The 14,458-nt window shown below is 42.4% G+C and carries 13 protein-coding genes and 1 tRNA gene; 5 read left to right on the forward strand and 9 right to left on the reverse strand.

Annotated features, from left to right (window positions below; genetic code table 11):
* Positions 1–191: 191 nt before the first annotated feature.
* Complete coding sequence (locus QWZ17_RS15925) at positions 192–833, reverse strand: response regulator (RefSeq protein ID WP_290306253.1); 642 nt, start codon at positions 831–833, stop codon at positions 192–194.
* Positions 834–993: 160 nt separating this feature from the next.
* Here QWZ17_RS15925 and QWZ17_RS15930 point away from each other — a divergent pair, with 160 nt between their 5' ends.
* Entirely contained in the window at positions 994–1,137 is a 144-nt protein-coding gene (locus tag QWZ17_RS15930) for a hypothetical protein (RefSeq protein ID WP_290306254.1), read from the forward strand.
* 110 nt (positions 1,138–1,247) lie between these two features.
* Here the strand turns inward: QWZ17_RS15930 and QWZ17_RS15935 are convergent, their stop codons facing one another.
* The 3 genes from QWZ17_RS15935 to QWZ17_RS15945 all read right to left on the reverse strand — a co-directional run bounded on the left by QWZ17_RS15935 (position 1,248) and on the right by QWZ17_RS15945 (position 4,798).
* Entirely contained in the window at positions 1,248–2,972 is a 1,725-nt protein-coding gene (locus QWZ17_RS15935; RefSeq protein ID WP_290306255.1) for a M28 family peptidase, read from the reverse strand.
* Between the two features lie 192 nt (positions 2,973–3,164).
* On the reverse strand, positions 3,165–4,295 hold the full coding sequence (locus QWZ17_RS15940) for an acyltransferase family protein (protein ID WP_290306256.1): 1,131 nt from the start codon (positions 4,293–4,295) through the stop codon (positions 3,165–3,167).
* Positions 4,296–4,582: 287 nt separating this feature from the next.
* Entirely contained in the window at positions 4,583–4,798 is a 216-nt protein-coding gene (locus QWZ17_RS15945) for a hypothetical protein (protein WP_290306257.1), read from the reverse strand.
* Between the two features lie 204 nt (positions 4,799–5,002).
* On the opposite strand from QWZ17_RS15945, the gene QWZ17_RS15950 reads away from it, so the two are divergent.
* On the forward strand, positions 5,003–5,629 hold the full coding sequence (locus QWZ17_RS15950; protein ID WP_290306258.1) for a hypothetical protein: 627 nt from the start codon (positions 5,003–5,005) through the stop codon (positions 5,627–5,629).
* 160 nt (positions 5,630–5,789) lie between these two features.
* On the opposite strand, the gene QWZ17_RS15955 is transcribed toward QWZ17_RS15950, so the two are convergent.
* The 3 genes from QWZ17_RS15955 to metG form a co-directional block, all read right to left on the reverse strand.
* Positions 5,790–7,127 (reverse strand): sensor histidine kinase, encoded by a 1,338-nt coding sequence (locus tag QWZ17_RS15955; protein ID WP_290306259.1) that lies wholly within the window; start codon positions 7,125–7,127, stop codon positions 5,790–5,792.
* 377 nt (positions 7,128–7,504) lie between these two features.
* Positions 7,505–7,576, reverse strand: a tRNA-Arg gene (locus QWZ17_RS15960).
* 179 nt (positions 7,577–7,755) lie between these two features.
* Entirely contained in the window at positions 7,756–9,828 is a 2,073-nt protein-coding gene (metG, locus tag QWZ17_RS15965) for a methionine--tRNA ligase (RefSeq protein ID WP_290306260.1), read from the reverse strand.
* A 114-nt stretch (positions 9,829–9,942) separates the two neighbouring features.
* Between metG and QWZ17_RS15970 the strand changes: the two genes are divergently transcribed.
* The 3 genes from QWZ17_RS15970 to QWZ17_RS15980 all read left to right on the forward strand — a co-directional run bounded on the left by QWZ17_RS15970 (position 9,943) and on the right by QWZ17_RS15980 (position 12,377).
* Positions 9,943–10,932, forward strand: coding sequence for a S66 peptidase family protein (locus QWZ17_RS15970; protein WP_290306261.1), 990 nt, complete (start codon positions 9,943–9,945; stop codon positions 10,930–10,932).
* A 74-nt stretch (positions 10,933–11,006) separates the two neighbouring features.
* Positions 11,007–11,414, forward strand: coding sequence for a DoxX family protein (locus tag QWZ17_RS15975; RefSeq protein ID WP_290306263.1), 408 nt, complete (start codon positions 11,007–11,009; stop codon positions 11,412–11,414).
* 225 nt (positions 11,415–11,639) lie between these two features.
* The gene (locus tag QWZ17_RS15980; protein ID WP_290306264.1) at positions 11,640–12,377 is read left to right on the forward strand and encodes a hypothetical protein; all 738 of its coding nucleotides are present in this window, start codon (positions 11,640–11,642) and stop codon (positions 12,375–12,377) included.
* A 66-nt stretch (positions 12,378–12,443) separates the two neighbouring features.
* Here QWZ17_RS15980 and QWZ17_RS15985 read toward each other — a convergent pair whose 3' ends face one another.
* Together QWZ17_RS15985 and QWZ17_RS15990 are read right to left on the reverse strand one after the other, a co-directional pair.
* Positions 12,444–13,142, reverse strand: a complete 699-nt coding sequence (locus QWZ17_RS15985; protein WP_290306265.1) for a hypothetical protein — start codon at positions 13,140–13,142, stop codon at positions 12,444–12,446.
* Between the two features lie 109 nt (positions 13,143–13,251).
* Positions 13,252–14,247 carry a carboxypeptidase-like regulatory domain-containing protein gene (locus tag QWZ17_RS15990; protein ID WP_290306266.1) on the reverse strand — a complete coding sequence of 332 codons (996 nt, stop codon included), beginning with the start codon at positions 14,245–14,247 and terminating at the stop codon, positions 13,252–13,254.
* Between the last annotated feature and the right edge of the window lie 211 nt (positions 14,248–14,458).

Here is a 14,458-nt window from a genome sequence, read left to right on the forward strand (position 1 = left end):
ACTTTGGCTAAAGCCATCTTTTCGGCGACCCTGTAGACCGTTGGCTAAAGCCAAACGGCAACGAATAAAAAAAATTGGGTTCAATAAAAATTGAAAATTCATTGCCGTCCCATTTATGGGGCGGAAAGAAAAAAAGCAACAAATTGGCTTTAGCCAAAATCAGTTCTCTATATCTAAAATATCATTTCACCTTACAAATTATACTGTAATATAAACTTGGTAAGTTCAACCGGGTTTTTCAAATTCAGCTTTTGCATAATATTTTTACGGTGCGTTTCTACCGTGTAAATACTCAGGTGCAGATGATTGGCCATTTGCTGATTGGTAAAATCCTGCTTTATAAATTGCAGCAGCTCTACCTCTCTTTTGGTAAGCTGAAACTGTTTTAAAAAAACATCCGGCTCATCAAAGTTTGAATTTACTACAGGCACCTTGGTTGGGAAACAAGGAGTACCTTCACTTACAAGGCGCATAACCCTTAACAGCTCGCTCTTCTCGGCATTTTTAAAAAGATAGCCATCGGCACCGGCAGCCTTTGCCTTTTCAATCAGGTGTTCTTCATTATAGGTAGATAGCATGATCACCTTAATTTTAGGGTGATAATCCTTCACCCTTTTTAGCACGTCAAACCCGTTCATACCGGGCATGTTGATATCCAGTAGTATAAGTTTAGGCGTATGGGTGTGTAGCAAACCCAGTACCTCTTTGCCGTTGGCGGCAATATTCATGATCTCGATATCGGGTTCGGTTTGCAGGAGCATGCACAGTCCGTTTATGAACAAAGTATGATCATCTGCAATAATCACCGATAGTTTTTCTGTTTTCGTTTCCATCGTACTAATTATCAGTAAATCTAAACTTTATTGGCACTTCAAAAAATACCAACTGCTTTGTATTGTGTACCCAGCCGCTGCTCCATAAAATTGTGTTACAGAAACGGAGCAAAAAAAATCGATCTGTTAATAATTTTTCAGGAATCATAACCTAAATACGATGAGAGATATAATAGGAACCCTGCTGATTATGATATTTTGCATAACAGCGCTATCGCGCAACCGCCATCCGGAAAGGGCGATGCCAACAAAACCCAAAAACAAACCATTAAAACCCGGTAGCCATGAGCAGGCGCAGGGTTAATTAAAAGCTGCTTACAGGGAGCATCAACGCCCAAAAACAAACTATATAAATTAGGGGGATGGAGCCCCGTCGGTAGCAATATCGCGGGGTTTCCTATTTTCTATGGTTCTTTATTTAAGCCCGGCGTTTATTTTCAAATTCAATTCACTCACCGTTTTTTGTGCCGATGCTATCCTGGTGCTTATTGACGCGGTAGCTCCTGCGGTGTTAATATCTGTCATCTTTGCAATGGCATCGGTATACCATTTGGCCCAAACATCAATTTTGTGGCGTTCGGCATCTGCCGGCGAACCATTTTTTATAGCTTGTAACCCAAGTTCATATTCGGTTTGTAGCCTATCGGTGGCGTTTTTTTGCAACTCATCTATCAGGTTTATTGTGGTTGATTCATTGGCGGCCGTCAACGCGTAGGCTGTAGCCAGGGCGCTTACGCCAACGTTTTTCATTTCCTGGGCCGATACCATATTTAACCTATCCGCATCGGTGTGGTAAAACATATCGGTAAAATGCCACATGAGTAAGCCCGGTATTTTAGCCTGCAAAAATGGGGTATGGTCGCTGCCACCTTCAAAGGGATTACTTTTTACAACCCAGCCATTTTCCTTACCCTGTTGCCTGCAACGGTTTAACACCAGGTCGTTAAAATAATGCGGAAACATGTCTGATTCCTGCAATACGCTGCCGCCCCACTCGGTGTGTTTATCCTGGCCACGGGTCCAGATAGCCGAAGGGTCGGGCATTTTTTCGATGAGGAAGGTGCCGCCGGTTTTGCTTACATCCTCGCCAACCATGTCCAGGCTCAGCCCCCATTTAATGCCCTTGGCGCGTACGGTATCCTCATTAATGTATCTTCCCGTTGATATTATTTCATCGCCCCATAAAAAGGTGATGGTGCGCTTGGGTTCAAACTTTTTTTGATTGATCAATTGCGCGGTCACTCTTGCCATTTCTGCTAAAGTACCCACACCGGTGGCATTGTCATTTGCGCCGGGCTCCTGTACGTGCGCGCTGAAAACAAAGCGTTCATCGGGCAACGTGGTACCTCGGGCATTAGCCACTACGGTTAACTCTTTTGATTGATATATTTTGGATGCTACTTCTACATGTACTTTAACAGTGCCTTTTTGCAGGGCGGCTTTTAACCGTTCTTTAGCGGCGTATGACAGTAAGATCCCAAATTTCTGACTCAAAGAATCCTGGTTGGAGATGCCGCCAAACTGGATAGAATTTATGTTTTTTTCGGGCTGGGTGTAGGCAGGCAGGTTATAGGTCATAGCACCCAACGCCCCATTTTTAACCGCGGCCTGGTAAAACTGGCCGATGTTGCCTTCGCCAAAAACAATCTTTCCTTTTACCTGGGTACTATCAATGCTTTTGATGTTGGCGCGATCAACAAAAACCACTTCGGCAGTGATGCCCCCGGCCGGCGTATTGCCCGAATACATGGCCAGCATATTGCGGTTGGTGGCAAATTTCAGCAATGGCTCCTGCTCGCCCTCAATGGTTAATACGGCGTTTACTGGTTCCCAGGTAAGCCTTTTCATTGGGCGGGTTTCAATGCGATAGGTTAAGGGACCATCGGCTTCACCATTTACTTCTTTTTTATAGCCCGCTTGTTGCAGCGTTTTCTCCACCTCAAAAATGCTTTGGTTAAATCCCGAATTACCGGGAACACGCCACCTGCTTTCAACAAAGGCTACGGTTTTATAAGCGTTGGCTTCAATAAAAGTATTTCGCAGAAGGGGGTAATAGGCATCTACGGTGTTCGGTTTTTTTTGAGCGGATGCAACGCTGGTAGTTAATGCAAGCAGCGTTACTAAAAAGATGTTTTTCATGGCCTGATATGAGCCACCAAAATACCCATTAATAGCGTTAAAGCAAAATGGGGAGACATTGCCATCTAATAGCAGGTTAAGGAAAAGCACGAGTAGAAAATATCGGATAATGAACACTAAATATCAAACACCGAAGGTTTTACTTCATTATTCGATATTGGACATTCAGTGTTCGATATTAAACCCTTAAACTTACGCCCGTTTTGCCAGGAAACGTTTTTGCAGCCAGTTTCTAACCGGCTCGTCATACAATTTAAGGCAAGCATAAGCGATAGCAATACTTGATAAAAACAGTACCACACCCATTCCAATACCAGAGTGCAGCGGAATTTTATTATCGCCCACCCAGGCCGTGAACGTATATATTAATGCATAGTGGGTGATGTAAATAGGATAAGAAATATCGCCCAATAATTTACAAATACTATTGGCTGTTTTGCCAACAAGCTTGCCGCCCGCGCCGATAGCAACAATCAGTGGGAAAAGCACAATAATGCAAAACGACTCATACAAGCCATTCATCCATAACTGGTGCTCGTCGCCAATGCGCGGAATGCTAAAAATAGCAATGATCATTAAGCTACAAATTAAAAACGCGCCTTTAACATGAATTAACTTACCCATTCTTGAAAGCAGCATACCGGCAAAAAAAGGAAAAAGCAAACGGGTAAAACCAATATTAAGCTGCTCCTCGTTTACCGACCAGCCGCCAATAACATCGCCCTTGGGCCCCATCACCGTATAGTGTACCAGCATGCAGGCAAATAAAAACACAAACACAGCAAGCACCGTTTTAGAAAACCGGCGAAAAACCACCGCGTAAAGGATATTGGCAATGTATTCAAAAAACAACGACCAGGCCGGGCCGTTAAGCGGGTGCATTTCCTGCCAGCCCCTGATATCCATAGAAGGGGTTATCGGTATTAATGTAAAGCCAACTACCATCACCAGCAGCATTTTCCAAACCGGGGTTTGGGCAATGAGCGGAAAGGTAGCTCCGCCCTGGAAATAGAAAAATATAGCACCAATAATTGACCCCATTATAACCATGGGCTGTAAACGGATAAGCCTGCGTTTGTAAAACTCCCATTGAGTCATTTTTACCCACCTATCATCATAGGCATACGCCACCACAAAGCCCGAAAGCAGAAAAAAGAAATCGACCGCTAAATAACCGTGGTTAATAATTTGAGCAAAACGACTACCGCCATTAAAGGTTTCGAGGGTGTGAAAAGCTACCACCATAAGGGCCGCCACGCCGCGCAGGCCGTCTAAAATTTGATAATGGTTTTTAGGTTCGATGTAAGCAGGAGTTTGAGCCATGAGGTGATCAGGGTTTTGACTTTAATAATAGTTTTAATTGGTTGCTAAATGTAACGTTTTACCACAAAAAGTCAAAAGGCTTTAGGATTTTAGTAATGCGCCATGGGTAGTTATAAAATGGGGATTAGATGCTGATTTTAAAGCCCGGCCAACACACCAATCGAAAATATGTGTAATTTAGAGGTTTAACCTTATTAACCTTGGTAAATGGCTGCATCAGCTACTAAGTCCATCAAAACGTTCAAATACCTCAGTATTGGCTTGTTCATGATCTCTTTAGCCCTACCCTACTTTGATACCGAGAATGGACGGGGAGAACCGGGGGAAGGGGCCGCGATATTATTATCCTCTTTTTTTGATTTTTCTTCTTCCTCATTCAATTTAATATGGCTGGCAAATCCCGCCATATGGGTTTCCTGGGGTTGGGCGGTTAAAAAACCAAAAAGATCTTTAATCGCGAGTGTTGTCGCAGTTTTTATCGGCTCTTTATTTTTGTTTTTCAAGTTTACCGCGGTAAACGGAAAGGGAGACATCAGATCGTCTATTATATCCTTTCAAATAGGTTATTGGCTTTGGCTTGCCAGCACATTGGTTATGCTGGCAGGACATTTATATTTAATGTTGCGGGAGCGGGGCTCGCAATTATCTGTTGAGGAAAAGCAATTTTAATTACCCGCGACTTTATAATAATAGAACGATAGTAAAACATGAAATACACAGCACTTTTAAGCCTCACCTTGGGACTCGTGTTTTTAGGTTACAGCGGTAATGCCAAAACTTTTATAAAAACTCATTCTCAACCGGTAAATACCAATCAAGATAAAAATGAGATCCGCCTTCTCATCAGGCAGGTGCTTAAATGGACCGCTTCTAAAAGTGTAATTGATTTACACCCGGTGTTGAGCAAAAACAATATTTGCATTGGATTTGACCTCAAAAAGCACAGGCAAAACCTCGAAAAACTACGTAGGAGCGGATTTTTCGCAGATGAGTTTATTGACAACTACAACAAAATTATACAAACACTCGACAAAAAAATTAAAAATCACAAATTCGAAAAATGGGATATCCGTGAACTCCCGCCATTTAATTTCGATAACGATGCAAGTGCATGGTGCTTGTGCCAGGATAATCTTTCCTGGGATAATGTAGATATCGAGGTTGTTAAACTTAGCAGCAACGCCGGAGCCTTAAAATGGAACTGGGGTAAACTGGATTCGGGCACCGATCCAAGCTGGAAAACTTTTTCTTATCATTTTAGGGTGGTAAAAGTGGCCAACAGGTGGAGAGTTTCCTATTTGGAAGGTTTTGATTACAAAGAGAGCGTTCTGTAAAAGTTATTAACCATGTTTAGTTGGATGTAGCCTGTGTTTGTGGGATGCCGGATTCCTTCTTATCCCCAACCATGACCTGTAGTGAAGACCACACATGCGCATCAATTATCTTTTATTCTCTGCCTGTCTTTTTAAAAGCCTGCTGCCACGCAATCAAAAACTATTTCAGCTCTATAAAAATAAAAAAGTTCGATCCCTTTCCAAAAACACTGTCAAACCCAATGCGGCCACCTTGCCGCTCTATAAATTCTTTGCACAACAACAAACCCAAGCCAACGCCGCGTTCATTATTGGTACCAAAGGTTGGCTGAGCTGTTACGCGGAAAATGTTTTCCTGCCCGGCCGGGGCAATACCTTTGCCATTGTCGCTAACTGTTAATTTGCACTCGTTGGCCAACATTTCGGCATTTATATTTATAGCGCCTCCGTTGGGTGTAAATTTAATGGCATTGCTTACCAGGTTGCGCACTACCAGTTGCAGCATATCTGCATCGGCAATCACCGTTGTTTTATTGTCGATATAGTAATTTAAGGCAATACCCTTTTTTTCGGCCAGCATTTTCTCCATATCCAGCGTATTTTTTAGTGCCGAGAAAAGATTGATTTCCTGTAAGTTTACCGTTGCCCGCTCCATTTGGGATTTTGTCCAGTAAAGCAGGTTTGACAGCATTTGCATGGTGTTGTTGGTAGCAGCAAGCAAATCTTTTTCTAACACGGGGCGCTGGGCATTATCCAACTCGTTTTCATTGAGCAGCTCAAGGTAGTTTTGTATGTTGATGAGCGGAGCGCGCATATCATGGGATATGATAGACATCAGCCTGTTTTTTTCGGCATTACTTTGTTCCAGCAGGCTTTTTTGCAGCATGATCTCTTCATTTCGCAACTCTACTACGCTCTTTTCCTTATCGTAACTGCGCCTGATGAATTTGATAATCAGGTAAATAGTAATTACCGGTATGGGAAACGCGGTAAGCCTGTCAACAAGTTGCCCTTTACCTTCTTTGAATGGATATTGCACCAGCAAGGGGTGCTGGTAAGCCACCAGGTGAAGTACCCAAAAAGCCGACAAATAAATAAGCAACCACATTAAATGTTGCTTATAAGGCGAAATGGCAAACAACATTAACAAATAGGCAGGCCATATTAAATCTGTAGAGCCACTGATACCCGAATTGGCAAAATAATTTACCGAAAACAGGATAAGCCCTGTTAAACCAAATACAACATTATTATGCTTTTTATGATGATACCTGGAACGGTAATACTGATAAAACAAAACACTGCCGACTATAAAAAACGATAGTGAGGCCACGTACATCCCCGAGAAAATATTGTAGGGCACATAAAAACAAGCTAAAAGCATTAAGCAAATACTTATAGAATGAAATATCCTGCTCTCTAAAGAAAAGCTGGATGTTTCGCCTCTAAGCTCAAGCCAAAAAGTATTTATCTTTTTAACGCCAGGGTAGTTGGCTATCGCGAATTTGTTTTTGGGCATAAGTAATTAAAGCAGCTTACGATAGATGAATCTGCAAGTATTTAGCAGCTATACGTAAAAAATGCTTTAAAGTTAATAAAAAAACGAAGGGCAATATTTAAACCTGAATGCGACCCGGGAAAATCGTCTTTTAAGGTGGGGGGCTTGAGTGGAGCGTGTACAGAGAGGGTTGTAATCCGCTATTTAGCCCTCCCTCTGGGCAATGGTATTAAATAAAGGCTCTTCGCTTCATAGGTGATTAAGCTTTGTAGGAAAAACAAGAGGCAATGTCTCGTTGGGGAGGTACGGAACCGGGCAATCAACAAAAAACCCTTCAGATTTTACCTGAAGGGTTTCAACAATCTTTCTCATGCCGTTCACATGGATGGGTGCAAATGTGGTCCCGACGAGAATCGAACTCATATCTAGAGTTTAGGAAACTCCTATTCTATCCGTTGAACTACGGGACCGGTTATGGCTGGATGCGGGTAAACCCTCATTCAGCTTGCAAAGGTGCAAATTATCCCCGAAAAATCACAGACCTCAACCGCAAATTTTTACCAAGCCAAAAAATCCAAACATCATCTGCAAATTGCCTTCCATCTGCACATTTGAAATCTGCATATCTGCACATCCATGATCCGCACATCTACCGTATCACTGATCCATTATGAAAATCTTCTACCGGGGCAACAAAGCTTAATTTGCCTTCGCTGTTCTCGGCCATCAGGATCATTCCTTGCGATAGGATGCCTTTGATCTCGCGTGGTTCCAGGTTTACCAATATGCTTACCTTTTGCCCTATGATGGCTTCGGGCTCGTAATATTCGGCAATGCCCGATACTACCGTACGCTGATCGATGCCGGTATCAATAGTCAGTTTCAGCAGTTTTTTGGTTTTGGCTACTTTCTCCGCCGCAAGGATGGTTCCAGTACGGATATCCATGGTGGCAAAGCTTTCGTAGTTGATATTTTCTTTAGCCGCCTGTAAGGTAACAGTTGGCGCAGGCGCGGCTGCGGCTTTTTTAGCCTGTAGCTTTTGCAATTGCTGCTCTATTACCTCGTCCTCTATCTTTTCAAATAACAGTGAAGCCGGGTTTAACTGGTGGCCGTTGTTGAAATGAATCTCCTGGTCGTAAGCAATAGTCTCTTCCGGCCAGTTTAGCATGCCCAGGATCTTTTTAGCCGTTACCGGTAAAAATGCTTGCGCCACGGTAGCCAGGTGGCCCATGATCAACAAACCATTATGTAAGGCCTCTTTAGTGGCTTCAGGATCTGTTTTAACAGTCTTCCAAGGCTCCTTTTCCGTTAGGTACACATTGCCAAGGCGGGCAATAGACATTACCGCCTGTAGCGCCTGGCGATAGCGATACGCCTCCAGGTTTTTTTCTATTTCATTGTAAAAAACACCAATTTCTGTTTTCAGGTATTCGTCATGCAGTTCAATTTTTTCGGTGGCGGCTTCGATCTTACCATCATAAAATTTGTGCATCAAGGTCATTACCCGGTTTACAAAGTTGCCAAAAATGGCTACCAGTTCATTATTTACACGGGCCTGATAATCTTTCCAGGTAAACTCGCTGTCGCTGGTTTCTGGTAGTATGGAGGTAAGCACATAGCGTAATTCGTCTTGTTTGCCTGGCAGTTCTTCCAGGTATTCGTGCAGCCAAACGGCGTGGTTGCGCGAGGTAGAAAGCTTATCGCCCTCTAAATTTAAAAACTCGTTGGCTGGCACGTTTTGTGGTAAAATGTATTCGCCGTGGGCGTGCAGTATAGATGGGAAAATAATACAGTGGAAAACAATATTATCCTTACCTATAAAATGCAGCAGGCAGGCATCATCCTGCTCGTCGGCTTGTTTTTTCCAGTATAGTTTCCAGTCCTTATCATTATCAATAGCCCATTGTTTGGTGGCCGATATATAGCCTATCGGCGCATCCATCCAAACGTATAGCTTTTTGCCTTTGGCTTCTTCTAAGGGCACATCAATACCCCAATCCAAATCGCGGGTCATGGAGCGGGGTTGCAAGCCCGATTTTAACCATGACGTACATTGCCCAAACACATTGGTTTTCCATTCACCGTCTTTGGTAGCTATCCATTGCTCCAACCAGGGCTGGTATTTATCAAGCGGTAGGTACCAGTGTTTGGTTAATTTTAATACCGGGGTTTTACCGCTCAGGGTTGATATGGGGTTAATCAGGTCGGTTGGGTTCAATGACGTTCCGCAGCGTTCGCACTGATCGCCGTAGGCGTTTTCATTATGGCAATTGGGGCAGGTGCCGGTAATATATCTATCGGCCAAAAACTGCTGGTAATCCTCATCGTAATATTGCTCGCTCAGCTTTTCTACAAACTCATCTTTTTCATATAGGTTCAGGAAAAACTCCTGCGAAAGATCATGATGTATTGGCGACGATGTGCGGTGGTAAATATCAAAAGCGATCCCAAAATCTTCAAAGCTTTGTTTGATCTGGGCGTGGTATTTATCAATGATAGCCTGCGGCGTGGTACCTTCTTTTTTGGCTTTGATGGTGATGGCCGCGCCATGCTCGTCTGAACCGCAGATGTACACCACATCCTTTTTTTTGAGCCTTAAATGACGTACAAAAATATCGGCAGGCAAATAAGCCCCGGCAAGGTGACCAATATGCAACGGCCCATTGGCATAAGGCAGTGCCGAAGTAACAGTATATCGTTTATATTTGTTGAGTTGTGACATTAAAATCGCGGCTTTATAAATAATTTGCAAAGATAACTTTTTAGTCGGAAAGTGTGAGGAAGTCGGGAAAGTCCGGAAGTCCGCATAAGTCCGAAAGAAAAAAGTTTTTGAAATATGAATAAATCAGATTCCATAGAAAATACACCCAACGGAGCGTCTTCCGGACTTCCGGACTTTCCGACTCCCGGACTTCCCGACTTCCGGACTTCCCGACTTCCGGACTTTTTAAAAAAAGGAGATAAAATAGCCATCACCTGTCCGGCCAAAAAGTTACCCAACCCAATGACCGATGCCATCGCGCTTTTACAATCATGGGGACTGGAAGTTGTTTTGGGCGAAACCCTAAATTTATCATACCATCAGTTTGCCGGCGACGACGATCAGAGAGCTCGAGACCTTCAACGTTTTATTGATGACGATAGTATAAAAGCCATTATAGCCGCCCGCGGCGGATATGGAACGGTGCGGATGATTGATAAAGTCGATTTTAGCCGTTTTGCTAAGCATCCTAAATGGCTCATCGGCTTTAGCGATATCACCGTACTGCATACCCATTTATTTGCAAATTACCAGGCGCAAACCATACACGGGCAAATGCCGGTGAATATACCTGACGCTTCTGCCCGCTCGCTGGAAACTTTGCGCAAAGCCCTGTTTGGCGAAGCGCTGAGTTATGAATTTACAACGCATAACCATAACCGCCCAGGAAACGCCAAAGGCATTCTTGTTGGCGGCAATTTATCGTTGTTGGTGGCGGTTTCTGGCTCGGTATCAGATATTGATTATACCTGTAAAATACTTTTTATTGAGGATGTAGGCGAATACCTGTACAGTATTGACCGTATGCTGCGCTGCCTTGATCGTGCCGGTAAGCTTAAAAACCTGGCAGGGCTTGTTGTTGGCGGCTTTACCGATGCCAAGGATAATGATATCCCCTTTGGCCAAACCGTGCCGGATATTATTATGGATATTGTAAAAGCTTATGATTATCCCGTATGCTTTGATTTCCCGACTGGGCATGTTCCCGATAATTGTAGTTTGATATTTGGACGTATGGTTACATTGAGCGTTCAGGAACACGGGGGGGCATTAAACTTTGTCTGAATCAGAATCTTCAGAATTAAAGAATTAACAGAATAATAATCATCACTCATTAAATAAATTTCAATCTACCAGATATGGCATTATTAAGCAATTTAGGCAATTACAGAAATTTAGGTTTATTAATTATCCGCGTTGGTTTGGGTATTATGTTTATATATCATGGCTACCCCAAACTAATGGGAGGCCCTAAAGAATGGACCGAACTTGGCGGCTCTATGAAATATGTGGGTATTCATTTTTTACCGGTGGCCTGGGGTTTCCTGGCTGCAGCCACCGAACTTTTAGGCGGTTTTTTACTCATCATTGGCCTCGCCTTCAGGCCGGTGTGTATATTGATGCTGATTAACCTTATCGTGGCTGCATTAATGCACTTTGGCAGCGGCGGCAATTTAGGCGATGCGGCCCACGCTATTGAAGATGCTATAGTATTTGCCGGGCTGATATTTATTGGGCCAGGGAAATATAGTGTGGATAAAAAGTAATATTTGCAATAAACATTTTCAGCCGTTGTTTTTATAGTCATAATGAATGATATTTTTTATAAATATCATTCATTATGACTATAAAAACACTTATCACTATTGGGGGTTCTTACCCTGTTTCTTGCTTTAACTTCCTGCAAAAAAGAAACGAAGATTTCTACAAATGCGGCATCGACTGATAATACGTCGAAACTGAAAACAAATACACTCCCTGCGCCTACCTATGTGGATTTAGCGTTGGTAGCACGAAAACCAGGGGAAAACTTCGACACTTACCATGCAACTTTTCATGGTTCCAGTATTTATTTAATAGGCCCCTTGGTATACGACCAGGCAAAATACCCTAATTTGGTTAATGGCGTACCTGGGTTTGGGCAATCAATGTATGGCGATAACTATGCCACTGTTGATTATCAAAACACCGGACCAGACGGAAATGTATTTGGTGGCACGCAAGGTACAATGAGCGTAACGGACCTCAGTGCTTATCACAAAGATCTTGAAAGCTACTTTAAGGCTGTAGATACACAAGCATTAAGTGGGAATGGTCCAATACCATTGATTTATGATTACGTAAAACAAAGTTACCCTACCAGTTCTGGCGGAATATTATTCTTTACAGGTAAAGTTATCCGGGTAACAACTGGAACGCATATTGCATTTGCCGATATTAACTATCCGTTACCCGCTGCCACACCCTACACTATACCCTCAACCTTTATAAATGTTCCCGATCCAAACAACTCATCAATTCATTATTTTTTACAGGGCGATAAAGGCACCATATCAAATGGTCATATAGCATATTTAAATGGAACGGTGTACACTAACGGCCCGGCCATTGCTGTTTCCGGTAGTTATACGCAGGTTACCGTCGGAGCCGGTGATTTCCATTCCATTGGAACTATTATCAGGCAGGATAATACGACCTTCAGATTTGATCAGGTCGATAATACCAATTAATTTTCAAACGGACAGCCCGTTGAAGATTCGACGGGCTGTTTGTTTTTCAATATAAATAAGGCAAATTTACTGATTCAAAGCATCCCCCAGCCCCGCCAAAAACGCGTCATTGATCTTATCATCCTTATGTGCGTCAAAATAGGCTTTCACTTTATCAGCATCCGCAGCAAAAGCCTGCTTAATAGCTTTGTTTTTTAGAGATATCTTTTGCGGTGCGCCGCCTTTTGCGTCGGCCACATAGTATCCAAACTCATCCGTAAACTCATCGTATTTATTCCCACTTGATGATATGCCGTCGTTCTTGTAATCGGCTTTGATGAATTTGGTTTTGGTGAGCTTATAAATTTTATACTTAGCACCGGCCGATAGCACTTCGCAATAAAGCTTAGCGTCAATAACGGGCACGTATTCAAACTTCAGGGCTTTATCGGCCTTATCATACAATATAAAGGTCCTGGCGCGATCTTTATCAACGGCTATGGCAGTTTGCTTATCCTGGCTTAAAAGCAGCGCACCGCCAAGCTTATCATAGTTAAATGAGTAGCCGTCGGCGTTAACGGCATTCCCTTTGGCGTCTGCCATGCTCCCCTTAACCCAGGTATCAAATAAAAACTGGCTGCCCTTCGTGTCTTCCTTATTGGTAAGGTTATAGGCCATTCCACCCGAGGTAATCCCGGTGGTTGAAAGACTATTGTTATTTTGCGCTTTCACGGCTACGCTTACGGCTATACTTAAACCTAAAGTTACTACTGCTATCTTTTTCATATTTAAAATCTGTTTAAATGTTGGGCTAATAGCCTGTTTTAAAATACAATAAAAAAAGACCATCAGAAAAAATCTAATGGTCTTTTTTATTTAAAAGTGTTTAAACCTGTTAATTCAACGAATCGGCTAAGCCCGATAAAAACGCGTCGTTAACTTCATCATCGGCGTGCGCGCTGAAATAAGATTTCACTTTATCGGCGTCGGCAGCAAAAGCCTGTTTAAGCGCTTTTGCCTTCAAGTTCACTTTTTGCATAGCGCCGCTCTTAACGTTCAAAATATAATAAGTCGGCTCGTCAACGTATTCATCGTAATGGTTCCCTGTTGAGGTCATACCGTCGGTTTTAAAGTCCGATTTTACAAATGTTGTTTTGGTGTATTTGTAAACCTTATAATTTGCACCGTCCGATAATACCTGGCTATAATGTGTTGGATTGATACCGCTTACCAATTGGTATGTTTGCGGCTGATCAAGGCTGTTGTAAATAGTGAAACTTTTGATCTGATCGCGATCAACATCAACAGCAGCGCGTTTATCTTGAGTTAATAATAACGAGCCATTGATTTTATCATAGTTATAGCTAAAGTTATCGTTTTTTACGGTAGCACCCGTTTTATCAACTACATAGCCTTTAGCCCAGCCATCACCTACTAAATAACGGCTGCCTTTGGTGTCTTCTTTACGGGCAACATTAAATAAATTACCACCGCCTGCTGATGAAACGTTGAAAAATGAATATCCCTGGTTGGTGTTAACCTCACCGGCAGAGGCAACAATTTTATTTGGATCACCAGGCGTCAATTCTTTAAAACTTGATTTTCCGGGCTTAAGCACCACTATGATGTTGTTATCTTTTGCAAGCACTTTTTCGTCTTTATAACCTTTGGCGCTCACTACAATTTGTTCGGTTGTGCTTTTAACCGGCAAAGTGAAAAAACCCAACGAATCTGTATAGGTTACTGTTTTTGTATCAGACTCCTGCACCAGTGCAGAACGCACCGCTTCGCCTTTTTCGTTTTTTACTGTACCTGATGCTGTAATAGATTGTGCTGTTGCAATCTGGGCAGCAAAAGCACATAAGGTTAAGGATAAGATGTAGTTTTTCATTTATATATTTTTAGTTATTAAAGTTAAAAATAAACACTCTAAATATCAAGTCTTTAAAGCCCTTTATTAACGAAAAGGCTGCATTGATTATTATGCAAATTTTCGTGAATTAATAATTTCATTTTTGTAATAGTTAAACTATGTTAAATATCTGGGCAAATAATAAAGTATTGCTTGCGGTTATTTTTTTGAAAAAAAAGCGCCCTGTAAA

The organism is Mucilaginibacter flavus (assembly GCF_030409315.1).
Lineage (GTDB): Bacteria > Bacteroidota > Bacteroidia > Sphingobacteriales > Sphingobacteriaceae > Mucilaginibacter > Mucilaginibacter flavus.

Bases quoted from the DNA above. Each gene is read 5' to 3' on its own strand.
- QWZ17_RS15925 (WP_290306253.1), bottom strand. From the start codon at position 833: ATGGAAACGAAAACAGAAAAACTATCGGTGATTATTGCAGATGATCAT.
- QWZ17_RS15930 (WP_290306254.1), top strand. From the start codon at position 994: ATGAGAGATATAATAGGAACCCTGCTGATTATGATATTTTGCATAACA.
- QWZ17_RS15935 (WP_290306255.1), bottom strand. From the start codon at position 2,972: ATGAAAAACATCTTTTTAGTAACGCTGCTTGCATTAACTACCAGCGTT.
- QWZ17_RS15940 (WP_290306256.1), bottom strand. From the start codon at position 4,295: ATGGCTCAAACTCCTGCTTACATCGAACCTAAAAACCATTATCAAATT.
- QWZ17_RS15950 (WP_290306258.1), top strand. From the start codon at position 5,003: ATGAAATACACAGCACTTTTAAGCCTCACCTTGGGACTCGTGTTTTTA.
- QWZ17_RS15955 (WP_290306259.1), bottom strand. From the start codon at position 7,127: ATGCCCAAAAACAAATTCGCGATAGCCAACTACCCTGGCGTTAAAAAG.
- metG (WP_290306260.1), bottom strand. From the start codon at position 9,828: ATGTCACAACTCAACAAATATAAACGATATACTGTTACTTCGGCACTG.
- QWZ17_RS15970 (WP_290306261.1), top strand. From the start codon at position 9,943: ATGAATAAATCAGATTCCATAGAAAATACACCCAACGGAGCGTCTTCC.
- QWZ17_RS15975 (WP_290306263.1), top strand. From the start codon at position 11,007: ATGGCATTATTAAGCAATTTAGGCAATTACAGAAATTTAGGTTTATTA.
- QWZ17_RS15985 (WP_290306265.1), bottom strand. From the start codon at position 13,142: ATGAAAAAGATAGCAGTAGTAACTTTAGGTTTAAGTATAGCCGTAAGC.
- QWZ17_RS15990 (WP_290306266.1), bottom strand. From the start codon at position 14,247: ATGAAAAACTACATCTTATCCTTAACCTTATGTGCTTTTGCTGCCCAG.